Genomic DNA, 24,561 nt, shown 5'->3' on the forward strand with positions numbered 1-24,561 from the left:
CGCCATATACGGAACAAATATACGGATTTTACAAGGCGCTGATTTTGCGCACAAAAAAGGTCGTTCCGTTTGTTATAAGTTTCGGAACGCATCATGCTGCCATCCTCATCTCTTCGAGGGGAAGGCGCGTATCCATATCGAGATCAAAGACACCATATGGGTTGAAGTGGCTGTGCGGCAGCGGGTTCAGCGCTGCCATGTCGCGGGCGGTCATCTTTTCGCGCCAGGGGCGCTCACGAAGTACCTGCTGGATCATGAGCGTATTCACATAGACCATCGCCGCTTGCAGCAGGTGCAGGCTGAGGACAGAGATTTCATGATCGTCACGACGGTTGGACACCAGCTCATTACCATTGCCGTAGAAGATGAAGTCGTTCACCCCGTTCCAGCGCTCTATGACATTGAGCCCGGAATGGATTTCGCGGCGCAGCTCCGCGTTGCCGAGATACCGGCATAGAAAGATCGTTTTGACCGCCTTGCCCAATTCCAGAAGTGCCGAGAACACTGGGTGCGTTTGGCCCCGTGTGAAGCGGCGGAGGATGGTCTCCGCATCGGCTGTCCGCAGCTTGAGGGCAATCGCAAGGCGGATCATCTCATCGTAATGCCGCGCGATCAGATCCCAGTCGATGGGTCGGGCCGTGCAAATCGGCTCAATATTTGCGAAGCGGCGGTCGGCCTGCTTGTCTGCGCGGGAGAGTTTTTGGCCGGCGATACCTCTCAGGCGTGGCATCAAGTCGAAGCCAAGAAGGTGGCAAAAAGCAAACCCCACGACGCTTTGTCCGTGAGTATCAACAAACTGGCGGTCGATATCCAGGTCCGTGCCGTGGTGCAGTACGCCCTCAATCATGGACGCAACCTCGGAAGACGAGACTTGTTTCAACTGTGAATGGACACAGGTGGCCTGCTTATCGACATGCCAATAGATCATTACACCACGCCCGCCATAGCGCTGATGCCACTCGGTCATCAGGTTCTGGTCCCAGGATGCCAGTTGCGTGGAATCCGAGGCGCAGCTCGTACCCGAATCTCCCCAGATATCGGAGCTGCGAATGCGGTAGGTGGCATCTGCAATCCGGCGGGTTGCATCCTGCAGTGCTGTTTTGTGAATGAAGCGTTGCCGGATGTAGAGCAACTCCTTGTAGCTGACCTTATGGGGGCCCGCCGCAATGGCCTTGAGCCCGATATTTGTCCCGATCCCGAACAGGGCGAGCAAGAGACGCCGGGAGACCTCTTCCTGCGGCAAGTTCTGCCGAGACCCCGCTGCACGGAACAGCGGCGTGAACTCTGTGCGCAGATCGACTTCCTTCAGCACATCCAGAAGGCTGGTCATCGGCCACCGTCGGCCAAGCTCCGCTTTAAGGTCTTCCAACCCCACAGGATCAGTCTGTGGACTCAAGGGACGCAAGGATAGGCGCGCGCCTCCGGCCCGAGCCTTGAGTTTGACATCCCTGTTGGCCGGGAAGCCTTGATCAAAGGCGCTCAGGGCCTCTCTCATGCCGTCTCGCAACGCCTGGACAAACTGAGCCGCACTCTGGGGCTGATCAAGCAAGTCGAAGTAGTGCGCGCGGCGCGTATCAAAATCGGCTGGTAGATCTTGGTCCGGATCGCAATATCGCTTTGCACCCTCTATCCAGATTTCTTTTGTCCGCAGCTTCTCACGCAGAGTCTGAAGGACACATATCTCGTAGTTGATGCGATTGACGCGGACCACGTCTCCAGGGCCCACCTCGAGAACAATGTCTCGCCACTTGGGGCGAATAACACCGTCGATCGGAACCTCCTCCTCAGCATAAAATTGTGGCTTCCGGTCCGATGGCTCCGTCAATACGGCAAGGGCGGCCAACAACGGCTCGGCACTGGTGCTGCTCGTCCGGAACGTCAGTGCTCTCAAGATCACTGGCAGGACGCGCCGGTAATGCCGCGCATAAGAGCGGCGGATTGTATGATGCACGCGGGTCGTGAATGAAGGCGTGTCTGCCTGGTAGGTTTTCGCCAGCTCACGGATCGTCTCACGCGGGACGACCGGGTAGATGACCTGCGGGATGTCGCCTTCCGGCTGCCCATCGACTGCGAGCACGATCTTGCCCAAAACCGTGTCTTTGCTTTCCGCCTTCCGAAAGTCAGCGACATATTCCTTGATCACCTTACTCTCAGCGCGCGCAGATATCTTGTGGATGATGCTGATCACCAAATCGCCCAGATCATCTGTCAATTCTGCGGCTCTGATCGCGCAAAAGCAACTGAGCAGGGCATGCCGTACAGCCTCGGGACGGCGGCGCATGTCCCAAGCATCTTCGCTGGCGGCGCGGCGAGCCAGGCTGGCGATATGGTCTGGATGAATGCCCTCCAAGAGATGAGGCGGTAGGCCGATGGCACGAACCATCTCTAACCGCGCCACAGCATCCTGAACGGCCTGTACGCTTGCCCCGCCTGGACCTCGCGCAAGCTGCGCAAATCGCGATGCGGCCTCATCGGTCGTCAGCAAAGCATCCAAGGCGTGTTTGTGCGCCAACGTCAGCCGCCCTGAAATCTTGGCGTATTGCCTGTGATCGAACTGGCGTTCCGATTGAGCCATCAGCTTGTCCAAGCGCGATTGCTCTGGTCGGATGAAACGATTGGCTAGAAACCACGCTGTCATCCGCTCATCAAGCGCCGACACCTGCGGCGCGTTCGGCAAGACCTCAACCACAAGCCATTCCACAAATTCGCCAGAAGCGGCTCGATCAAATCGCCGCAGCCGCAAATGATCCGAAACCAGACGGCGATACCGGCGATCCGAGCGCTCTGGTACATCTGATGGCAGCGGACCGTCATACTCGATCTGTTCCGCCAAAAACTGCACAACAGCCTCTGGCATGGCATCCATTCGGTTAGGAAATCTGGCATGGCGTTGGAAAAACTTCAGGTAGTATCCGAGTACAAGCCGTTTCGGCCCAGGCAACCCCTTCAGCAGCGGCTGCTCTGAGGGTTGCAAAACCCAATGTAAACGCAGGGCCTCTGCTGACCAAAGCTGTTCCATGCACGCTCCAAGTTAATTTATATCGGAGCATATATACGGATCAGTCCGCCATATCAACTCAAAATGCACAACCAGAAAATGTGGCCGTTTTTGACCCCTTTCGTGCGTACAGGGCCAGTCAGGGCACAAAACTTCTAGCCGCTCACCCTTTTCAAGCACCGGCTCACAAATCCAGGCATTTACAACGGGCGCACAGGTACCGGTCTCGGCCAAGCAAGATCCCGCTTCACACTGGCTGCCATCCGTACACATTTGCCCAGCATCAACAGCCGCTCGCTTTGGCATTTGGCAAAACGTAATCTGCGCATAGATGCCTGTCCGTGCAAACTTTCCACCCTTGGCTGTGCACTCTTTGGCCATTGCCCGCTCTTCTTTGGTTCGAGGCCCCCGTTCGTGATCGGATATGCATGCCGCCATGAAAAAAAGCATCGCTCCGGAAATAAAATAGCGCATCAAAAGTTCCTTTTTGAAACAATGCTGAGACGCTATTCCCTTTGCTGCCGTTGTCAATTCAGCCTTTAGGCGCCCGCTTCACCAGCCCCAACTGCTCGCGCACCTCTGCCGGTCCCATCAGCTTGCCGCCCATGTTCTCGATAATGGTGCCTGCGCGCTCTACCAGCTGGTAGTTCTCCGCCAGTACGCCCTTGTCGAGCCAGAGGTTGTCTTCCAACCCGACCCGCACATTGCCACCCGCCAGCACAGAAGCCGCCACATAGGCCATCTGATCCCGCCCCAGCGAGAAGGCCGACCAGTTCCAGCTCTCAGGTATATTGTTGACCATAGCCATGAACGTATTCAGATCATTGGGCGCGCCCCATGGCACCCCCATACAAAGCTGAACCAGCGCGGGGCTTTGCAGGATGCCTTCTTTCTCCAGCTCTTTGGCAAACCAAAGGTGACCGGTGTCAAAGGCTTCGATCTCGGGCTTCACGCCCAGATCCGCCATCATCTGCCCCATGGCGCGCAACATGCCCGGCGTGTTGGTCATCACGTAATCCGCCTCGGCAAAGTTCATGGTGCCGCAGTCCAGGGTGCAGATCTCGGGCAGGCATTCAGCGATATGTGCCATGCGGGCGGTGGCGCCAATCATATCGGTGCCGGCCGCATTGACCGGCAGCGGGTTTTCAACATCGCCAAAGGTGATGTCGCCGCCCATGCCGGCGGTGAGGTTCAGCACCACATCGGTGTCGCTGTCGCGAATGCGGTCGGTGACTTCCCGGTAAAGCCCCAGATCGCGGCTCGGCACCCCGGTCTCGGGATCGCGCACATGGCAATGCACCACAGCGGCGCCGGCCTTGGCGGCGGCAATGGCGCTGTCGGCGATCTGCTGGGGGGAACGCGGCACATGCGGGCTGCGATCCTGGCTGCTGCCAGAGCCGGTCACCGCGCAGGTAATAAAGACGTTTTTGTTCATATTCAGAGGCATTTTGGTTTTCCCGGCAATGTACAGGGTTGTGCCTAGAGTTATCCCCAGGCTCTTCCCCAGATTCCTATTTGCGTCACGGCCTACTGTGCCTCAGCCTTTGCAGAGACAGTTTACACTAAGCGAATCGAAGTTGATGAAATCCGCAAAAAACATCCTGCAACCCGAACATCGCCCGCTGAAAACAGCGGTGCTGGTGCTTGATGAATGCAACACGCTCTCTTTTGCGGCCGCCGTCGATCCGATGCGCGCCGCCAACCGGCTGGCCGGGCGCTGCGTCTTTGACTGGGACTATGTCAGTGCCACCGAAGACCAGCCAATGCTGACCAGTGGCCTTTCGGTGCCCAGCTTTCCCCTGGCCCGGCTCGCAGACTGCGAGCTGCTGATTGTCGTGGCCGGCTTCCAACTGGCCCAGCAAGCCACCCCCAGTCTGCTGGCCGGTCTGCGGCGCATCGCAGCGCAAGGCACGACGATTGCCGGCATTGATGGCGGCCCCTGGCTGATGGCTGAGGCCGGCCTGCTGCAGGGCCATCCCGCCACCACCCACTGGGAGGATCTGGAGAATTTTGCCAGCCGCTTTCCCGAGGTGGACTGCCGCAATGACCGCTTCACCGTCTCGGACGAACGCCTGACCTCCGGCGGTGCCACCCCGGCGATTGAAATGATGCTGCATATCATAAGCACCCGCCATGGCGCCGGCTTTGCCGCCCGTGTGGCCGGCCTGTTCCTCTATGATGGCCCCGCAGTTCCGACCCGCCCGCAAAGCCGCTTGGGTGGTCACAAACACAACGCCCTCACCGCCAAGGCCAACGCGTTGATGGAATCCGCCCTGGATGAGCCCCTGACCCTGACCAAAATTGCCGAACGCCTGGGCACCAGCCCGCGCAGCCTGCAACAGCAGTTTCGCCTGCGGCTCAATACCACGCCGCAGGACCACTACCTGCACCTGCGCCTGGCAGAGGCCCGCCGTCTGGTCAGCGACACCGATCTGTCACTGATGGAGGTGGCTCTGGCCACCGGCTTTACCTCGCCCTCCAGCTTTGCCCGCGCCTTTCGTGTGGCCCATGGCACCTCGGCGCGAGAGCTGCGCCAAATGCGCAATACGCCTGAAAAGGCCAGCTTTGGTGGCTCAGGCCAGTCCCGCCCGGAATCGCCCCGGCCCACCACTCATTGACCTTTTGTCCCCACAGGTTCCGGGTCAAGGGCCGCTTGTCGGCCCTGCGCAGCAGGGTTCACCCTTGAGGCGGTGCCTGTGGCAATAGACTCGTTATGGCCTCTCAGGGGCACACCTGCTCCTGAGAGGTATCTCAGCAATTTTACTGCCTGTTTCCGCCGCGCAAAGCGCGGCGCCCGGCCCAACTGCAAAGAGGCATATTAATGCCTCTGGCGCAGGCGGGAGCCCCCCCTTACCCGGTTAGTACGGCATGGGATGGGCGCGGTGGGCCTGGTTGATTTCTTCCAGCACCTCCGCCGACAGCTCCAACGCCACTGATTTGAGCGCATGTTCCAGCTGTGCTTGCGTTGTGGCGCCAAAGATAGCGCTGGCCATAAAGGGCCGGGTGCGGCACCAGGCCAGGGCCATATGTACCGGGTCCAGCCCGTGCCGCGCTGCGATGTCCAGATAGGCCGCAACCGCACTATAAACCCGTGGCGAATGCCGCCCGCCCAGCTCTGGCACGATGGATTTGCGCGACCCCTCCGGCACCACGCCCTCCTGATACTTGCCCGTCAACAGCCCGGTGCCCAGAGGTGAAAAGGCCAACAGCCCCACATCCTCGTTGACGCTCAGCTCGGCCAGATCGGTGTCATACATCCGACAAATCAGCGAATACTCATTCTGGATCGAAGCCACCCTTGGCCCCAGCCCCTCCTCGGCAAGCCGCAGCCACTGCGCGGTGCCCCAGGCGCTTTCATTGCTCAGTCCAAAGGCGCGGATATTGCCCTTGTCCACCTGCCCCTGCAGCGCCTCCAGACAGTCGCGCATATTGTCCAGGGTCTCTTCACGGTTCTGGGTTGAGGGATCAAAATTCCAGTTCTTGCGAAACATGTAGCTGCCGCGATTGGGCCAGTGAAACTGGTAGAGGTCGATATACTCCGTCTGCAGCCGCTTCAGGGATCCCTCAACGGTGCTGGCGATGGTCTTGGACGAAATCGGCGCGCCGTCCCGCACCGCTGCCAGGCCCTCGCCGGAATGTTTGGTGGCCAGAATATAGTCACCCCGCCGTCCGGTCTTTTTGTTCCAGGTCCCCAGGATTTCTTCGCTGCGCCCTGTGGTTTCCGCCCGCACCGGGTTGACCGGATACATCTCAGCGGTGTCGATGAAATTCACCCCGGCCGCCAGGGCATAGTCGATTTGGGCGTGGGCCTCGGCTTCCGGGGTCTGGGTGCCAAAGGTCATCGTGCCCAGGCACAGCTCCGAAACCTGCATCCCGGTGCGTCCCAAGGGGTTCATCTTCATCGCGCGTTCCTTCACTCTACAACCGACACCAGGTCTGGCGGTTTGCGCAGGCCTGGTGACCTGTTTTCGCCTCAGACCTTAGCCGCCCACGATCTGGGTGCAAGTTCCCATCAGCCCGCTTTGCAGCGGTTTGCGCCAGGCCATCTTGTACTTGCGGACACAATGGGAGAGCTTAACCGCAAGCGAGACCACCGCAGCAATATCAAGGGAGTGCACTTTTCGATGGCACAGAACATTACCAAGGGCGTCAAGGCCCTGCTGGCCGAGGCCAATGAAACCGTCAACACCATGTCGATCTCTGAAGCCAAGGAAAAGGCGCAAGACCCCGCCTATGTCTTTGTCGATCTGCGCGACATCCGCGAACTGCAGCGCTCTGGCCTGATCCCCGGCGCCTTTTCCTGCCCCCGCGGCATGCTGGAGTTCTGGATCGATCCCGACAGCCCCTATCACAAGCCGGTGTTCAATCAGGACAAGACCTATGTGTTTTACTGCGCCAGCGCCTGGCGGTCCGCCCTGAGTGCCAAGATCGCCATGGAAATGGGGCTGAAACCTGTGATGCATCTCGAAGGCGGCTTTACCGCCTGGGAGAAGGCCGGCGGGCCTATCGTGCCACGGACAACCTGATGTCCCAGCCATCCCGGCAATTACACCCGGCCGCACGCGGCTGCTAGCACTGGTGGCAGAACCTGCTATGGGTTCAAGGAGGGGTTTGTTTCAAACCGAACCAAGCCCCCCACGGCCCGGACAGAGCAGGGACCATATCATGCCGTCACGCCGACAAATCCTTCTGGCCCTGTTGAGCCTGGCTGCGGGTCCCGGGCTCGCCACGGTGCCGGGTCGGCTCGTGGCGGCCAGCCAGACGCAGGCCCAGACTCCGGGTTATGCCCTGGATCTTGCCACCACAAAGGTAACATTTGGTTTTCGCCTCAATGGCAGTTGGCAAAACGGCACGATGCCTATTTCCAGCTCACAGGTGGCGCTGGACCCCAAACGGTTGACCGAAACCCGGGTTGCGGTTTCGCTGGATGCAAAGGCCGCCAGAACTGGTCTGATCTTTGCCACCAAGGCCATGACCGGCCCCAAAATTCTGGATGTCGCGCATTTTCCGACCATCCGCTTTGTCACCCGCCGCGTCCTGCTCGGCCCCGAAGGGCGCCTGTCCAATGGCGCCGAACTCATCGGCGACCTCACCCTGCGCGGGATAACCCTGCCGCTTTCGCTGCAGATCGCCTTGTTTCGTCGCACCGGTAGCGCAGTGGATGATCTCAGCCGTCTGGATGTCACCCTCCAGGGCAGCCTGAGCCGTGCCGCCTATGGCGCATCGGGCTATGCGGGGCTGGTCGGCGACACCGTGCGTCTGGACATTCGCGCCGGTCTGCATCAGCTGGCATAAAGTATCGCCAACAGGCTGGATACGACATTTGCGTCGAAAAACCTCTTGCAACGCCCCCGGCATACAGCATTGAGTGCCTGTTATGCGTATGATCATTTCCTTTGCTGCCTTGTTCCTGTCGGTCGTGCTGTTGCAGTTTGCAACCGGAGGCGTCGGTCCGCTTGATGCGCTGTCCGGGTTTGCCCTGGGGTTTGACAAAGAACAGATCGGCCTGTTGGGCTCGGCGCATTTTCTGGGCTTTTTTGTTGGCTGTTGGTGGGCGCCGCGCCTGTTGGGCAGTATCGGCCATTCGCGCAGCTTTGCCGTTTGCACCGCGCTGGGAGCCATGGGGCTGATTGGCCATACGCTGACTGACAACCCCTATGCCTGGGCCGCCATGCGAATTGCCTCCGGGGTCTGTGTGGCTGGCGCCTATACCGTGATCGAAGCTTGGCTCAACGCCAAGGTCACCAATGAGACCCGCGGCCGCGCCATGGGCACCTACCGGTTGGTGGACATGGGCGGGTCACTGGGGGCGCAGCTGTTCATCGCGGTGCTACCGCCTGCCTATTATGTCTCTTACAACCTGTTGGCGCTGCTGTGCTGTGCCGCCCTGCTGCCGCTCACCCTGACACGCGCCAGCCAGCCCGAGACCCCCAAGGCCCCGCGCCTGCGGCCAAAACTGGCCTGGCAGTGCTCCCCGCTGGCGGTCGCCGGGGTGATTGTCGCGGCGCTCAGCTCGGCCTCCTTTCGGATGGTAGGACCGATTTATGGACAAGAGGTCGGGCTGGAAATCGACCAAATTGCCTTTTTCCTGGCCTCATTTGTTTTGGGTGGGGCGCTGGCGCAGTATCCAATGGGTTGGCTGGCCGATAAATACGATCGGCGCTGGGTGCTGATCTGGCTGTCGGCGGCGGCGGTGATCAGCTGCCTCATCACCATGATGGCCAGTCAAACCGGCACCCTTGGGGTAATGCTGGCAGCAGGGTTCTTTGGCCTCACCACTTTTCCGATTTTCTCGCTCTCCTCGGCACATGCCAATGATTTTGCCACCTCTGAACAACGGGTTGAGCTCTCGGCGGCCTTGATGTTCTTTTTTGCCCTTGGCGCGATTGCGGCCCCCTATGTGGCCTCCAGCCTGATCAGCAATTATGGGCCATCAGCCTTGTTTGCCTTTGTCGCTGTGGGTCATATTCTGCTGATGATATTTGGCCTGACCCGGATGCAAGCGCGGCCTGCGCCAAATGTCGAAGACCGGACCCGCTATGTCTATGCGCCGCGCACCTCTTTCACCATTGGGCGATTGCTGAAACGGGCGCGGGAGCGCAAATAAAAAGGGGCCGGAAACTCCCGGCCCTCTTTCCAAAATCTGTTTGATTGATCAGGCGGCGGAGCCCGGCTCTACCTCTGATGCCTCAGCCGCTCCTTCAGATGGTTCATCAACAGAGGAGGGTTTGGGCGCCTCAACCCCAAGTGCCGTACTGGCAATTCCGCTGACGCCATCTTCCATTGACAGGCCCAGCTCTTCGCCCAGCTTTTTCAGCGCCGGCATCTGCACCGCCATCCCCATGATCGAGTCCAGCGCCTGGTTCACCACCGGCTTTTCACCGCTACCCCCCTGCACGGCCTGGCCATTGCCGCCAGCGCCGCCCATTGGGCCAATACCGCCAACCTGATGGATCTTGATCGAGTCGATCTTTTCAGCAGGTTTCACCATCTCAGCAACGATCAAAGGCATCGCCTCCAGACGGGCCAGGTCAATCTTCATGCCGATCAGCTCAGCCGAGAGCGCATTTTCGGCGTCAACAATGGCGCGCTTCCCTTCGGCCTCGGCCAGCATGTCGTTCTTTTTCGCCTCGGCGCGAATGTTGAGCGCATCTGCCTCGGCCTGGGCTTCCTCGCGGCGGGCCTCCGCCCGGTCGGCGGCGGCGTCTTTTTCTGCCTGGGCCGCAAGCCGGATGCCTGTGGCCTGGCGCTCGGCCTCGCGGGTGGCCTGGATCAACACGATCTGCTTTTCACGCTCGGCTTCGGCCACCTGACGGGCGGTTGCCACGGCTTCGGTCGCCTTGGTCGCTTCGGCGCGGGCCAGATCGGCAGAGGCACGGGCGCGGCTTTCTTCTTCGGATTTTTGCTGAATGATAATTTGGCGTTCCTGCTCGGTCACTTCCAGCTCGCGCTCTTTGGTGATCTCAGCGACGCGGATCTTGCGCTCACGCTCAATATCGGCGGAACGAATGGCCTCTTCCCGCGCAATGCGAGAGCGTTCAGTTTCGCGCACAGAATCTTCAGTCCGGGCGGCAATTTCAGCTTCCTGGGCGACGCGCAGGGTTTCCACCCGTTCCTTTTGTTCGATGCGGGCCTGCTCTTCGTCCTGTTCGATCAACAGTTTCTGACGCTGGGCCTCCATCGCCGCACGGCGCACCGACACGTCAGCATCCGCATCAATCTGGGCGCGCTCCATCTTTGATGTCGCAATCACCTCGGCCAGCTTGCGCATACCAACAGCGTTAAAGGCGTTGTTTTCGTCCAGCGCTTCAAACGGGGTCTGGTCCAGCGCTGTCAGTGACACGGATTCCAGTGAGAGACCGTTTTTGGTCAGATCTTCGGAAACGGCGTTTTGCACCTCCTGGACAAAATCAGCCCGGTTTTCGTGCAATCCATCCATGGTCATCTGTGCTGCAACCGCGCGCAGACCATCAATCAGCTTGCCCTCGATCATCTCGCGCAGCTGCTCCACATCAAAGGTGCGATCCCCTAATGTCTGGGCTGCGCGGGCAATCCCCTCAGAGGTCGCCATCACCGAGACGTAGAATTCCACGCCAACGTCAACCCGCATCCGGTCCTGGGTGATCAGGGCCGCCTCGCCGTCGCGCTTCACTTCCAGGCGCAGGGTCTTCATGTTGACCGGGCTGACTTCATGCAGCAAAGGCACCACAAGAACGCCACCATCCATGATCACCTTCTTACCGCCTGAACCGGTTCTAATAAGGCTAACTTCGCGGGTTGAGCGCCGATACAAGCGACCAAGCACCAGGCCAATAACAAGAAGAAGTGCCAATACACTGGGCACACCAATAATCAGAAAATCCATTTGAATTTCTCCATCGTCCAATAAAATTTCGGCCGTTTGTTCGGTTGTTTGTTCAGCTGTTTGTTCGGTTGTTTTCTTGGCCATATCAAACCCGCCTTTGTGTCAGCAGATGAATGGCTGCAATAGGCGTCATTCCGACAATGGGATCAGAACATAGGCATCCTGCCGCCTGTCCCGGATCACCAGCACTTCGGTGCCCTGTGTAATCTCTTCGCCCTTGGCAAAGGGTTCGGCGCGCAGATAATGCGCATTGCCATAACGATCCACCACCCGCACCTCGGCGGCACGCCCTGTGGCGGCAGTGCCTTGAGTGATGACCCCCCGCCGACGCCCCAGGCTACGATCTGATAGGGCTTCGGTTTCGGTCTGCGGCAAAACCCGCGCAAAGACAGCGCCAAAGCTGCGGGCAAACCACAGACCAAAGGCCCCCGCCGGAATCGCAACCAACCAGGCCGGCAGCGTAGCGGACAACAGGGATTTCACCCCCAGTTGCAGCCCGATACCGCTCAGGCCGAAACCCAGTAGCAACACGGCAAGCCAGATCAGCATCGGCATTTTTCCCAGCCCCAGCCAGCTGCCGACCCCGCCGGAGGCGTCAACCGGCAGCGTGTCTTCGGCCAGGTCAACGCCATCAATATCCGCAAGATCAAGGTCGCCCAGATCTCCCAGATCGCCCAGTGCATCCGCGTCCAGGGACAGATCCCCCGCAACATCACCCATGTCGCCCAGTTCAGGCCCTTCGGCGCCATCAAGGCCCGCCTCGGCCTCACCGCTGCCAAGGAAACTCGCACCGATAAGCAGGGCCGCCAGTTCCAACCCGGCAAGACCAAAGAGCAGCGCCAGCGCAAAGGTGAAGGGCAAAAATCCGGGATCCAGCAGGTAGTCAAACATCTATGGCAAGATCCTCGAAGCAAAATATCATTCAGTATGCAATGGTATGCAGTCTATTTGGTGTATATCAGGGATATTTCAAGACATCCGGTGAATAACACCCGTTATAGCTGCGCCGGAACAAATCGCAAAGACATGTAAAAGCAGTGTAAATGGGGCCTGATCCCAGGAGCGCTTTCAAAAATGCTCTGAAAGGTTCAGCCGGGGTTTTCGTGTCGCGCCGCATGGGGTAGACGGAGCTCTGACTTTACACATGGGTGGATGGCATGGCACGCGTTCTGATCACTTCGGCAATTCCCTACATTAACGGGATCAAGCACCTGGGAAATCTGGTTGGCAGTCAGCTGCCGGCGGATCTTTATGCCCGGTTCCAGCGTGCCACCGGCAACGAGGTGCTGTTTCTTTGTGCCACCGATGAACACGGCACCCCCGCCGAACTCGCCGCCGCCAAGGCGGGCAAGCCCGTCGAGGAATTCTGCGCCGAAATGCATGAGGTCCAGGCCGGGATTGCCAAGGGCTTTGGCCTCAGCTTTGATCACTTTGGCCGCTCTTCCAGCCCACAGAACCACGCGCTGACCCAGCATTTTGCCGGTAAGCTGGCCGAGGCAGGCCTGATCCGCGAAGTGGACGACAGCCAGATATACTCCCACGCCGATGGCCGCTTCCTGCCCGACCGCTATGTCGAGGGCACCTGCCCCAACTGCGGCTTTGAAAAGGCGCGCGGCGATCAATGTGAAGAATGCACCAAGCAGCTGGACCCCACCGACCTGATCAATCCACGCTCGGCGATCTCCGGCTCTACCGATCTGGAAGTGCGCGCCACCAAACACCTGTTCCTGTGCCAAAGCCAGATGAAGGACCAACTCGACGCTTGGATCAACAGCAAAGCCGACTGGCCAGTGCTGACCACCTCGATCGCCAAAAAATGGCTGCATGACGGCGACGGCTTGCAGGACCGCGGTATCACCCGTGATCTCGACTGGGGGATTCCGGTCAAAAAAGGCACCGAGGACTGGCCCGGCATGGAAGGCAAGGTGTTCTACGTCTGGTTCGACGCACCCATCGAATACATCGCCGCCGCTGGCGAATGGGCCGAGGCCAATGGCAAAACGGATGCCGATTGGCAACGCTGGTGGCGAACCGACATGGGTGCCGACGATGTGAAATACGTCCAGTTCATGGGCAAGGACAACGTGCCTTTCCACACCCTGTCCTTCCCGGCCACCATCTTGGGCTCTGGTGAACCCTGGAAACTGGTCGACCACCTCAAAAGCTTCAACTACCTGAACTATGATGGCGGCCAGTTCTCCACCAGCCAGGGGCGCGGCATCTTCATGGATCAGGCGCTGGAAATCCTGCCCGCCGACTATTGGCGCTGGTGGCTGCTCAGCCATGCCCCCGAAAGCTCTGACGCCGAATTCACCTGGGAGAATTTCCAGCAGTCCGTAAACAAGGATCTTGCAGATGTGCTGGGTAACTTCGTCAGCCGCATCACCAAGTTCTGCCGCTCCAAATTTGGCGAAGCTGTTCCCGAATCCGCCCCCTATGGCGAACCAGAGCAGGCGCTGATTGCGGACCTTACCAGCCGCATTCGTGCCTATGAGCAGCACATGGAAAACATGGAAGTGCGCAAATCCGCTCAGGAGCTGCGGGCGATCTGGGTTGCCGGCAACGAATACCTGCAAAGCACCGCCCCCTGGTCGACATTCAAGACCAATCCGGAACTGGCTGCCACCCAGGTGCGTCTTGGCCTCAACCTGATCCGGCTCTATGCGGTGCTGAGCGCACCCTTTATTCCCACCGCCTCCGAGGCGCTGATGCAGGCGCTGAACTGCGACGACAGCAGCTGGCCGGCTGATGTAGAGGCCGCGCTGTCCACATTGCCTGCGGGCCATGGGTTTAGCGTACCGGAAAATCTCTTTGCCAAAATCACCGACGAACAACGGGAAGAATGGCAAGAGCGCTTCGCCGGGACCCGCGACTAACAACGCGTCCTCAAGGTGCCAATCCGGCGCGCGCAAGCGCGCCAAAACCTGCAAAGCCCGCCTTATTCAAGGCGGGCTTTTCCTTTTGGTAGCGCCGCTTTTGCCCCCCCTTTGGTTCAGACAGGGAAAATCACCAACACTATTTCCCGTTTGTGGAATAATACATCGCGAAGTAATATTTTCCGACAAAAATAGTCAGAAAGGGTTTTCTGATAGATTTAATCAGGTATAAAGCCCGCAGCCAACCTGACTCGACAGGCCAGCCCGGAGCCACATCACACAAATAGAAATTGCCACCATGTCGATCAAAAACCACCAGACCCGCACGCCTTCCCCCTGCCCCAATCCTGAAACGGCGGTGGAGCGCGAGGCAATTTGGGCCCCGGTTTTTGCCCCCAGCGGCGCCCTGAGCGGCCTGTGCCTGGAATGGCTTTTGGACAAGGCGGAATTCAACAATGGGCGACCCACATGAACCAGATGACATCAAACCCAGTGCCAACCACCGCAGCATCCCCCGAAGTATTCCCAACCTACCACGCTGAGGATCTTACCCGCGGGGGCATTCAGGCGCGCATTCTGCTCAACGGCCAGGTCTACAGCCTGCGCATCACCCGCGCCGGAAAGCTGATTCTGACCAAATAAGCCTACCGCAGGTCTGCAGACGTGGCAGTACTACGCCCCTGCCGACGCGGCTCCGGTGACCCATCATAGACCCCCTCAAGCGACACTATCCAAGGATTTCAAAATGAAAAATCTGTTTTTGACGGGCTCTGCCCTGGCAGGTCTCGCCCTCGGCGCGACACCAGTTCTGGCTGCGAGCAAGGCCGAGGTTCTGGCCAACTATGCCAATATCGCCGAAGCCACCTACCAAGACAGCCTCGCCACCGCCCAGACGCTGCAAAGTGCGGTAAACGCCCTGATCGCCGCGCCCTCTGCCGAGGCCCTGACCGCCGCCCGTCACGCCTGGCTGGCCGCCCGCGTGCCGTACCAGCAGTCCGAAGTCTTCCGCTTTGGCAATGCCATCGTTGACGATTGGGAAGGCAAAGTGAACGCCTGGCCGCTGGATGAAGGCCTGATCGACTATGTGGATGCCGCCTATGGTGGCCCCAGCGATGAAAACGCTCTGGCAGCGCTGAACGTGATCGCCAATCCGAGCTTTGATCTGTCTGGCAAAACCATCGACACCAGGCCCATCACCCCGGCGCTGCTCTCCGATACGCTACACGAGGCCGATGGCGTCGAGGCCAATGTGGCCACCGGCTATCACGCCATTGAATTTCTGCTCTGGGGTCAGGATCTGAACGGCACCGACCACGGCGCAGGTGACCGCCCCTGGACCGACTATGCGACAGGTGACAGCTGCACCAATGGTCATTGCGACCGCCGTGGCGCCTACCTGAAAGCCGCCACCGACCTGTTGGTTTCTGATCTGCAATGGATGGCGGCCCAATGGGACGCGACCGGCGCAGCCCGCTCCACCCTGCTGACCAATGAAGGCGCCGGGATTTCTGCCATGCTCACTGGCATGGGATCTCTGTCGTATGGCGAACAGGCGGGCGAGCGCATGCGCCTTGGCCTGATGCTGAATGATCCCGAAGAAGAGCACGACTGCTTTTCCGACAATACCCATAACAGCCATTACTACGATGGCCTCGGCGTGCAAAACGTCTACCTCGGTGAATATGTGCGGGTGAATGGCGCGCTGATCTCCGGCCCGTCGCTGTCCGATCTGGTCGCCGCCGCCGAGCCGAGCCTGGACCTTGAAATGCAGACCAAACTGTCCACCACCATGCGGGCCCTGGGGCGGATCAAATCCACCGCCGAAGCCGGCTTTTCCTATGACCAGATGTTGCAACAGGGCAATGCTGCTGGCGAGGCCCTGATCATGGGGGGCGTAAATGGGCTGGTGGATCAAACCCGGTCAATCGAGCGCGTGGTCAAACTACTCAATCTGAATGGTTTGGAATTCGAAGGCTCAGACAGTCTTGACAATCCCTCGGCGGTCTTCGAATAAAGATCTGCAACGTAATATCATAACAATTCATCAGAGCTAAGACCCAAGTGGCCTGGCAAATCCAAACAGCCAGGCCTCCCCACCAGAAAGAAGACCGTCCATGAATACCAAGACCAAAGCCGCGCTGGCTTTCAGCGCGCCCCTATTGCTGTGCGCAAATGCTGCCGCTGCTGAACAAGGCTTCACCTGGGAAGGTGAAATCGAAATTGGCAACGAACAGGTTGTCTCCTCCGATGTGCCTGCCAATGAAATCCGCAACACCTATGCCATCATCACCGCCACCGGCACCTATACCTTTGGCAATCGCATGGCGATCTTTTCGACCCTGACCGGCGAGAGCGTCACCGATCCAACCGCCGATCGCACCTTTGACGACCTTGGGCTCTATGTCGAAGAGCTCGGCTTTAGCTTTGGCATCGGTGAATCCACTACCGTCGCCATTGGTAAGCTGCACCCGGTTTTTGGCTCCGCCTGGGATGACACCGCTGGCTTTTTTGGCGGCACGCTCGCCGAAGACTATGAGCTGACAGAACAGTTGGGCATTCTGGCCGATGTCGAACTGAACGGTGCCGGCACCCTGTCCTTTGGCCTGTTCTTTGCCGATGACACCTCGCTCAGCCGCTCCTGGGGCACGGATCGTGGCCGCAACCGTTCCAATACCGGCGGCGCGGGCAACACCGGTAAGCTGGACAGCTTTGCCATTCAATGGAACCACGAGGTGGACAACACCCGTTTCCACATCGGCGCGCGGCACCTGAGCGCCAGTGTGGGCGACGTGGATGACGAACAGGGCTTTGTCGCCGGTCTTGGCCATTCCTTTGACGCTGGCCTGGATGTCTTTGCTGAGGTTGCCAGCTTTAGCAATTTTGGCGGCACAGCCGATGACGCGACTTTTGTGACCTTGAACGCGGCCTATGCCATGGGCGACTGGACCCTGTCGGGCACCCTGTCGCAGCGTGATCTGGACAGTTCCGGCAAAACCGACCTGCACTCGATTGCGCTGGAACGCGAGTTCAGCAACGGCATGGTTCTGGGCGGCGCTTTGGCGCTGCAGGATGATGGTGGCGTAAAAGATACCATTGTTGGTCTCAACCTGATCATCCCACTCGGCGGCTAACAGTGAGGATACCTGCGGGCTCAACACCGCAATTGCAGCTGATCTGACGGGTTACGCCTTCCCTCGGACCCCGCCAGAATCGCCACACGCCAGATGGGCCGCAGCTTTGCGGCCCATATTTTTTTGCAAACCCCCATTACCCGATAGAAACAATCAGATTTAACCCTTGTATTCCGATTGTTTTAGTCAGATATTGCATCGACTCGATAGAACCACGGTGCCACACATTCCCAGGGGTCTTTTGCATGATCATCTGCCACTGCACTTCAATTTCGGACCACGATATCCATGCCGCCATTGACTGGATGCGCAGCGCGGACCCGGAAACCATTATTACCCCTGGAAAAATCTATCACGCGCTTGGCAAAGCGGCCGATTGTGGCGGATGCATGCCGCTCTTCCTCGACACCATGCGCAGCAATGATAGAATGAAAGTACCGGCAAAGCTGCAGAACCTACGCCGCAGAACAACTCAGGAGAGCACCAATGAAGGGCGACCCCAAAGTCATCGACTATCTCAACAAAGCGCTGCGTCATGAGCTGACAGCGGTCAGCCAATACTGGCTCCACTATCGCCTGCAGGACGACTGGGGCCTGGGCAGCATGGCCAAGAAAAGCCGTGAGGAAAGCATCGAAGAGATGCAGCACGCGGACAATCTGATTGAACGAATTCTGTTTCTGGGCGGCCACCCCAACCTGCAAAAGCTGGATCCGCTGCGCATCGGCCAGACGCCTAAGGAAACGCTGGAATGCGATCTTGCCGCCGAAGAAAGCGCCCGGGCACTGTACAAAGAGGCGCGCGAGGTCTGCAACGATGCCGGCGATTACGTCACCATGAAGCTGTTTGAAACATTGATGGCAGACGAAGAAGGCCATATCGACTTCCTCGAAACCCAGCTTGACCTCCACGACCGGATTGGTGCCGAAAACTATGCACAACTCAACGCCACCAAAATGGAAGAGGTCGAAGAGTAAGCTCCTTCTGGCTGCCGCGCTTGCGGCGGCCTCTCCCGCCTTGGCCCAGGATCCCACACCCGCGCCACCCCTGGATTTGTCAGCCCTGTCGCTGGGGGATCCCCACCTAAACACCCTGCCGCGCAGCGCTGCAGAGCAGGCCCGCGTGGCCATTGTGACCGCAGCGACCCAGGATTTTACCGCCCCCGAAGCGTTTGAGGACAACCCCGGCGGCAGCGCCACTGTTCGGGCGCGAAGCGATGATGAGGCTTTTTCCCAGCACAGCGCCAATCTCTCCTTTGAACAAGAGCTGGAATTCAAGCTCGGCAACGGCTTGTTCAAAAAGATCTGGGTGTTCGCGCCTGCCTCTACCCTGGCCTCCGACGGGCTGGGACCCCTGTATAATGCCCGCAGCTGCCAGCGCTGCCACATCAAGGATGGCCGCGGCGCGACTCCCAAAGGCCCGGACTATCGCTCGGCCTCGATGTTTTTGCGCATTTCCATCCCCGGCGAGACGCCGCAGAATCTGCAGGCGGTGACAGATTACATCGGCACTGCCCCTGACCCCACCTATGGCGGCCAGTTGCAGGATTTTTCCCCACCCGGCATCGCGCCGGAATACCGGCTGGGGGTGGACTACACCCCATCGACCATTCCCCTGACAGGTGGCGAAACGGCTGAGCTGCGCATCCCCAGCTACAGCGCCGCGGAACTTGGCTATGGCCCACTGCACCCAGACGCCATGTTATCGCCCCGCATGGCACCGCCAATGATTGGTCTGGGATTGCTGGAGGCGATCTCGACAGCGGATATCCTCGCCAATGTCGATGAGGGTGACAGCAATGATGACGGCATATCCGGGCGTGCCAACCTCAGTTGGTCGCGCGAATATCAGCAGATCATGCTGGGGCGCTTTGGCTATAAGGCCGGCATGCCAACCCTGCACCAGCAATCGGCAGCGGCCTTTTCCGGTGATATCGGCATCTCGACACCGCTGTTCCCCAGCCCAGCGGGCGATTGCACCGCCGCGCAAACCCGCTGCCTCAGCGCCCCCCATGGGGATGGCGATATCCGTGGCAGCGAAATTGACCAGGCCAATATGGATCTGGTGACCTTCTATTCCCGCAACCTGGCCGTACCTGCGCGCCGCGACAGCGATGATGCTCAGGTACTACGCGGCAAGGAGCTGTTTTACGCCAGCGGCTGCACCAGCTGCCACACGCCCAAATTTGTCACCCAGCGATTGGCGGATCGGCCCGAGAACAGCTTTCAACTGATCTGGCCCTATAGTGACCTGCTGCTACATGACATGGGCGAAGGGCTGGCCGATAACCGCCCCGAAGGCCGCGCCACGGGTCGCGAGTGGCGCACCGCCCCGCTTTGGGGGATCGGGTTGACCAAGCAGGTAAACCCGGACGCGACCTATCTGCATGACGGCCGCGCCCGCAGCCTGCTGGAGGCTATTCTATGGCATGGCGGCGAGGCAAAACCCGCACGTGATCATGTTATCTCGCTGTCACCCGATGACCGCGCCACCCTCATTCGTTTTCTGGAGAGCCTCTGATTTGAAACATCTTCTGTTTGCGCTTGCCGCCAGCCTCGCGCTTGTCACCACTGCCGCGCACGCGGATGTGGTGGATGAAATCCTCGACGATCAGATCCTGCCCGCCATGCAGGCCCTGGTCGACAGCAGCCAGGATCTGGCCGAAACCGCCGGTCGCACATGCCAGCCCGATGCCGCCCCACTGCAAAACGCCTACAGCCAGGCCTTTGACGACTGGACTCGGGTCAGCCACCTGCGCTTTGGCCCTACTGAGACGGACAATCGCGCCTTTGCACTGGCTTTTTGGCCCGACAGTCGCGGCAAGACACCCAAAACCCTGGCCAAACACCTGCGTGACGCCGATCCTGCCCTGCTGACGCCGCAGGTTTTTGCTCAATCCTCAATTGCCGGTCGCGGTTTTTATGCGCTGGAATTCATGCTCTACGATGCCAGTTTTACCAGCGCCGAACCCGCGGAGTATCGCTGCGCCCTGATTGCCACCATGGCCGGTGATATTGCCACCACGGCTGAGGCCATTCAGCAGGATTGGCAACAATCCTATGCGGCGCAGATGCGCAGTGCCACCGGGCGCTATCAGGATAAAACCGAGGTCAAGCAAGAGCTTTTCAAGTCGCTGAACACAGGGTTGCAGATGCTGGCGGATATGCGTTTGGGCCGCCCCTTGGGCAGTTTTGACAAACCCCGCCCCAAACGCGCCGAGGCCTGGCGCTCAGGCCGCAGCCAGCACCATATCGTCCTGGCTCTGCAAGCGCTGCAGCCGCTGGCCGTCGCGCTGGCGCAGGATGACGACGATTTGGTGGCGCGACTGGAAGCCGCCTTTCAAAAACCGATCCTGCGCGCCCTGCGTCTGGAAGATCCCAGCCTCGCAGGGGTTGCTGATCCGGCCAAACGGTTCCGCATCGAGGCGCTACAGCAAGAGGTCAACGATCTGCGGGCGCTGATTGAGAGCGATCTAGGGCCCGCGCTGGGGGTTTTGGCCGGCTTCAACGCACTGGACGGCGACTGACAGCCGTCAACACGGAACAGCACACGGCACAAAGGACAGCCCATGACCTCTCGACGCGGTTTTATCGCCGGCCTATTGGCCACTGGCCTGGCCCCCGCCCCCAGTTGGGCTGACCTTGGCGGCCCGGCCTTTTTGGCGGCTGCCAAAGATCCCGGTGGGCGCTACCTGCTGGCCGGACTGTCTGAAACCGGGGCGCTGCGCTTTACCTGCCCGCTGCCGGGGCGCGGCCATGCCGCCGCCGCCCATCCCCTCCGCCCCGAGGCCGTAGCCTTTGCCCGCCGCCCTGGGCGCTTTGCCGATGTCATCGACTGCCGGGATGGCACCCATCTGGCCCGTCTGGAGCCGCCACAGGGGCACCACTTTTATGGTCATGGCTTGTTCTCGCGGGATGGCAGCCGCCTGTTCACCACTGAGAACGACTATGAAAATACCCGTGGCGTGATCGGCATTTGGGTGGTCACGCAGGGGTACCGTCGCATTGGCAGTTTTGGCTCCGGTGGGATCGGCCCCCATGACATGCTGCTGCGCCACAGCCAGGGCGGTGACCAGCTGGCCATTGCCAATGGCGGCATTGAAACCCACCCAGACAGCGGCCGCGCCAAGCTGAACCTACCACAGATGCGCCCGAACCTCAGCTTATTGTCCCATGAGGGGGAGGTGCTGGACGTGATGGAGCTGAATCAAGAGTTGCATCTAAACTCGATCCGCCACCTTGCCCTGTCATCAACGGGCATCCTGGGTTTTGCCATGCAATGGCAGGGAGATCCCGGTGCGGAGCTGCCACTGCTGGGGCTTTATCAACCCGGCGCTGCACCGCAGCTTTTGGCAGAGGGCGACCCCCGGCTGCGCAATATGCGCGGCTATGGCGGCTCTGTTGCCTTTGCCGCCGACGACCAATCCATCGCGGTGTCCTCTCCCAGGGGCGGGCTGGTGCAGGTGCTGGACACCCACAGCGGTGAAATCATTCGCGAACATATGCTGCAAGATGTCTGCGGCCTGGCCACCGCCAGCACTGGGTTGATCGCCAGCACCGGGCTGGGCCAGATCTTGGCGTTGACCAAAGGCACAGCAAAACCACTGCAGTACCACGATCTGGCCTGGGACAACCACCTGATCCGCCTGACCTGATGCCCCCGCCTGAAAGCAGGGATACACACGCATGTGTTTTCGATATTTCATATATCGCAAGTCAAACGAAAACATGTGGTGACAAAACCGACATGATCCGATAGGCATTCCCACAAAAAGGAAAGCCCATGGACGCCACGAGTCGCCACAGCAAGATTCTAGACCTGCTGAACAGCCAGGAACGGGTGGAGGTTGAGGACCTCGCGGCGCGCTTTGGGGTGTCTTTGCAGACGGTTCGCACCGACCTGCGGGATCTATCTGCGCGCGGGGTGTTGTCGCGGGTGCATGGCGGCGCGGTGCGGGTTAGCTCTGCCGCCAATCGCGCCTATGCCGACCGACGCAAGCAAAACGCCACCGCAAAACAAACCATGGCAGCCATCCTGGCCGAGTTTATCCCCGACAATTGTTCGCTGGCTATCAACATCGGCACCTCGACCGAACAGGCGGCACGGGCCCTGGAAAACCATCGCGACCTTACCGTATTATCAAACAATATCAACATTATAAATCTGATGATGGGTGGCGAGGCAAAAGAGCTGATCCTGGTTGGCGGCACTGTCCGGCAAAGCGACGGGGCGATCATCGGCGAAGATGCGGTTGAATTCATCTCTCGCTACAAGGTCGATTACGCCATCATCGGTGCCTCAGCGCTGGATGAGGACGGCGCCGTGCTGGACCATGACGCCCGTGAAGTCTCCGTCGCCCGCGCCATCCTGAAAAACGCACGTCGCACCATCCTGCTCTGCGATGGCAGCAAATTTTCCCGCTCCGCGCCCGTGCGGATCTGCGGTCTGGCCGACCTAGATGTGGTGATCACCGATCAACGGCCCCCCGCCCCCTTCTGCGAAGCCGCCCGTGCGGCAGGCACGCAAATCCTGTGCACGGAATCGCAGGAGATCAAAAACGAAAGCAGCGAAAATGACCGGATCCAAAATGACTGAGCCCAAAATCACCGATCTCTTTATCATTGGCGGCGGCATCAATGGCTGCGGTATCGCCCGCGACGCCGCCGGGCGTGGCCTCACTGTCACCCTGGCCGAGATGAACGACCTGGCCTCGGCCACCTCTTCCGCCTCAACCAAGCTGTTTCACGGCGGCTTGCGTTATCTGGAGTATTTTGAGTTCCGGCTGGTGCGCGAAGCCCTGATCGAACGCGAAGTTCTGCTGCAGGCGATGCCGCATATTTCCTGGCCGATGCGCTTTGTGCTGCCCTTCCACAAGGACATGCGGTTTGACAATGACACGCCGACCTCAAAACTGCTGACCACCTTTATGCCCTGGATGAAAGGGCGGCGTCCAGCCTGGCTGATCCGCCTGGGATTGTTCCTGTATGATTCCCTGGGCAAGCGCGGCATCCTGCCGGGCACCAGCACGGTGGATCTGACCACGGATGAGGCGGGCCGGCCGCTGAAATCGAAATTCAAAAAGGCCTTTGAATACTCCGATTGCTGGGTCGAAGACGCCCGGCTGGTGGTGCTCAACGCCCGCGATGCGCAGGCCCGTGGCGCCACGATCATGACCCGTACCGAAGTCTTGCATGCAGAGCGTCGTGCCGATCACTGGGTCATCACCGTCAAGGATCACGCCAGCGGCGAAACCGCAGAGCATCACGCCAAGATGCTGGTCAATGCAGGCGGGCCATGGGTTGCCGACCTGCTGCGCCAGACCCTGGGCCAAAACAGCCGCGAAACCGTGCGCCTGGTGCGTGGCAGCCATATCGTGGTGCCAAAACTGTTTGACCACGGCCGCTGCTATTTCTTTCAGGGTGAGGACGGCCGGATTATCTTTGCCATCCCCTATGAGGAAGACTTTACCCTCATCGGCACCACCGATGCGGACCACCCGAACCCACAGGTCGCACCGGAATGCACCCCGGAAGAGCAGGATTATCTGGTCAAATTTGCCTCGCAGTATTTTGACAAACCGATCAGCCGCGCGGATGTGGTCTGGACGTATTCCGGGGTGCGCCCGCTCTATGATGACGGGGCAAGCTCGGCCACGGCGGCAACGCGCGAATATGTGCTGACGCTGGACCAAACCCAGGCGCCGCTGCTCAATGTTTTTGGCGGCAAGATCACCACGTACCGCAAACTGGCCGAGGCCGCCCTGGCCAAGATTGGCGAGGCCCTGCCGGGGCTCTCGGACAACTGGACCGCCGGCGTGGCGATGCCCGGTGGCAATTTTTTGGTCGCGGATGTGGCCAGGCTGACGGCAAAACTGGCCAGCGATTATCCCTTCCTGTCCGCCTATGCCAGCCGCCGCCTGATGCGCGCCTATGGCCTGGAGGCCTGGGAGGTGTTGGGCGATGCTAAAACCGCGCAGGATCTGGGCCAGGAGTTTGGCGCAACCATCACCGCGCGCGAGCTGGACTGGGTAATCAAAAACGAATGGGTGCGCACAGGCGACGATTTCCTGCTGCGCCGCACCAAGCTGAACCTGCGCCTGGATCCTGATCAGCGCGCAGCGGTGGACACCTACATTCGCAACAAACTGACCTAAGCGCCGCAACCACACCAATTGGCAGTATCAGCCCAGAGCA

The 24,561-nt window shown here is 59.7% G+C and carries 21 protein-coding genes; 16 read left to right on the top strand and 5 right to left on the bottom strand.

Features of this window, described 5'->3' with window-relative positions; all coding sequences use genetic code 11:
* Positions 1-91: 91 nt before the first annotated feature.
* Both JZI28_RS21205 and JZI28_RS21210 read right to left on the bottom strand, forming a co-directional pair.
* Positions 92-3,019, bottom strand: coding sequence for a Tn3 family transposase (locus tag JZI28_RS21205; RefSeq protein WP_375698918.1), 2,928 nt, complete (start codon positions 3,017-3,019; stop codon positions 92-94).
* A gap of 511 nt (positions 3,020-3,530) precedes the next feature.
* On the bottom strand, positions 3,531-4,445 hold the full coding sequence (locus JZI28_RS21210) for a 3-keto-5-aminohexanoate cleavage protein (protein WP_375700141.1): 915 nt from the start codon (positions 4,443-4,445) through the stop codon (positions 3,531-3,533).
* 133 nt (positions 4,446-4,578) lie between these two features.
* Between JZI28_RS21210 and JZI28_RS21215 the strand changes: the two genes are divergently transcribed.
* Positions 4,579-5,616 carry a GlxA family transcriptional regulator gene (locus JZI28_RS21215; protein WP_375700142.1) on the top strand — a complete coding sequence of 346 codons (1,038 nt, stop codon included), beginning with the start codon at positions 4,579-4,581 and terminating at the stop codon, positions 5,614-5,616.
* Positions 5,617-5,856: 240 nt separating this feature from the next.
* Here the strand turns inward: JZI28_RS21215 and JZI28_RS21220 are convergent, their stop codons facing one another.
* A complete protein-coding gene (locus JZI28_RS21220) occupies positions 5,857-6,900 on the bottom strand; it encodes an aldo/keto reductase (protein ID WP_375700143.1) in 1,044 nt (347 codons plus the stop codon).
* Positions 6,901-7,122: 222 nt separating this feature from the next.
* On the opposite strand from JZI28_RS21220, the gene JZI28_RS21225 reads away from it, so the two are divergent.
* From JZI28_RS21225 to JZI28_RS21235, 3 genes are all read left to right on the top strand, one after another.
* Positions 7,123-7,524, top strand: coding sequence for a rhodanese-like domain-containing protein (locus JZI28_RS21225; RefSeq protein WP_375700144.1), 402 nt, complete (start codon positions 7,123-7,125; stop codon positions 7,522-7,524).
* Positions 7,525-7,663: 139 nt separating this feature from the next.
* Positions 7,664-8,293 (top strand): YceI family protein, encoded by a 630-nt coding sequence (locus JZI28_RS21230; RefSeq protein ID WP_375700145.1) that lies wholly within the window; start codon positions 7,664-7,666, stop codon positions 8,291-8,293.
* An 82-nt stretch (positions 8,294-8,375) separates the two neighbouring features.
* Positions 8,376-9,605 (top strand): MFS transporter, encoded by a 1,230-nt coding sequence (locus JZI28_RS21235; RefSeq protein WP_375700146.1) that lies wholly within the window; start codon positions 8,376-8,378, stop codon positions 9,603-9,605.
* A gap of 48 nt (positions 9,606-9,653) precedes the next feature.
* Here the strand turns inward: JZI28_RS21235 and JZI28_RS21240 are convergent, their stop codons facing one another.
* Both JZI28_RS21240 and JZI28_RS21245 read right to left on the bottom strand, forming a co-directional pair.
* Positions 9,654-11,363 (bottom strand): flotillin family protein, encoded by a 1,710-nt coding sequence (locus tag JZI28_RS21240; protein ID WP_375700147.1) that lies wholly within the window; start codon positions 11,361-11,363, stop codon positions 9,654-9,656.
* Between the two features lie 129 nt (positions 11,364-11,492).
* A complete protein-coding gene (locus JZI28_RS21245) occupies positions 11,493-12,254 on the bottom strand; it encodes an OB-fold-containig protein (protein WP_375700148.1) in 762 nt (253 codons plus the stop codon).
* Positions 12,255-12,520: 266 nt separating this feature from the next.
* Between JZI28_RS21245 and metG the strand changes: the two genes are divergently transcribed.
* The 12 genes from metG (at position 12,521) to glpD (ending at position 24,521) form a co-directional block, all read left to right on the top strand.
* Positions 12,521-14,239 carry a methionine--tRNA ligase gene (gene metG / locus JZI28_RS21250; protein ID WP_375700149.1) on the top strand — a complete coding sequence of 573 codons (1,719 nt, stop codon included), beginning with the start codon at positions 12,521-12,523 and terminating at the stop codon, positions 14,237-14,239.
* A gap of 298 nt (positions 14,240-14,537) precedes the next feature.
* Positions 14,538-14,711 (top strand): hypothetical protein, encoded by a 174-nt coding sequence (locus JZI28_RS21255; protein WP_295450682.1) that lies wholly within the window; start codon positions 14,538-14,540, stop codon positions 14,709-14,711.
* The gene (hemP, locus tag JZI28_RS21260; RefSeq protein ID WP_295450679.1) at positions 14,708-14,881 is read left to right on the top strand and encodes a hemin uptake protein HemP; all 174 of its coding nucleotides are present in this window, start codon (positions 14,708-14,710) and stop codon (positions 14,879-14,881) included. Before JZI28_RS21255 ends, hemP begins: the two co-directional genes overlap by 4 nt.
* Before the next feature lie 103 nt (positions 14,882-14,984).
* Entirely contained in the window at positions 14,985-16,253 is a 1,269-nt protein-coding gene (locus JZI28_RS21265; RefSeq protein WP_375700150.1) for an imelysin family protein, read from the top strand.
* A gap of 100 nt (positions 16,254-16,353) precedes the next feature.
* Entirely contained in the window at positions 16,354-17,370 is a 1,017-nt protein-coding gene (locus tag JZI28_RS21270; RefSeq protein WP_375700151.1) for a hypothetical protein, read from the top strand.
* A 245-nt stretch (positions 17,371-17,615) separates the two neighbouring features.
* The gene (locus JZI28_RS21275; protein ID WP_375700152.1) at positions 17,616-17,909 is read left to right on the top strand and encodes a bacterioferritin-associated ferredoxin; all 294 of its coding nucleotides are present in this window, start codon (positions 17,616-17,618) and stop codon (positions 17,907-17,909) included.
* On the top strand, positions 17,857-18,345 hold the full coding sequence (gene bfr / locus JZI28_RS21280; RefSeq protein ID WP_375700153.1) for a bacterioferritin: 489 nt from the start codon (positions 17,857-17,859) through the stop codon (positions 18,343-18,345). Before JZI28_RS21275 ends, bfr begins: the two co-directional genes overlap by 53 nt.
* The gene (locus tag JZI28_RS21285; RefSeq protein WP_375700154.1) at positions 18,302-19,888 is read left to right on the top strand and encodes a di-heme oxidoredictase family protein; all 1,587 of its coding nucleotides are present in this window, start codon (positions 18,302-18,304) and stop codon (positions 19,886-19,888) included. The genes bfr and JZI28_RS21285 overlap by 44 nt, the downstream gene beginning before the upstream one ends.
* A 1-nt stretch (position 19,889) precedes the next feature.
* Positions 19,890-20,894, top strand: coding sequence for an imelysin family protein (locus JZI28_RS21290; protein WP_375700155.1), 1,005 nt, complete (start codon positions 19,890-19,892; stop codon positions 20,892-20,894).
* Between the two features lie 42 nt (positions 20,895-20,936).
* Positions 20,937-22,022 (top strand): DUF1513 domain-containing protein, encoded by a 1,086-nt coding sequence (locus JZI28_RS21295; protein ID WP_375700156.1) that lies wholly within the window; start codon positions 20,937-20,939, stop codon positions 22,020-22,022.
* Positions 22,023-22,150: 128 nt separating this feature from the next.
* Positions 22,151-22,963: a DeoR/GlpR family DNA-binding transcription regulator gene (locus tag JZI28_RS21300; RefSeq protein WP_375700157.1), complete on the top strand. Its 813-nt coding sequence runs from the start codon at positions 22,151-22,153 to the stop codon at positions 22,961-22,963.
* A complete protein-coding gene (gene glpD / locus JZI28_RS21305; protein WP_375700158.1) occupies positions 22,956-24,521 on the top strand; it encodes a glycerol-3-phosphate dehydrogenase in 1,566 nt (521 codons plus the stop codon). Before JZI28_RS21300 ends, glpD begins: the two co-directional genes overlap by 8 nt.
* Positions 24,522-24,561: the final 40 nt, after the last annotated feature.

The organism is Pseudophaeobacter sp. TrK17 (assembly GCF_042192375.1).
Classification (GTDB): domain Bacteria; phylum Pseudomonadota; class Alphaproteobacteria; order Rhodobacterales; family Rhodobacteraceae; genus Pseudophaeobacter.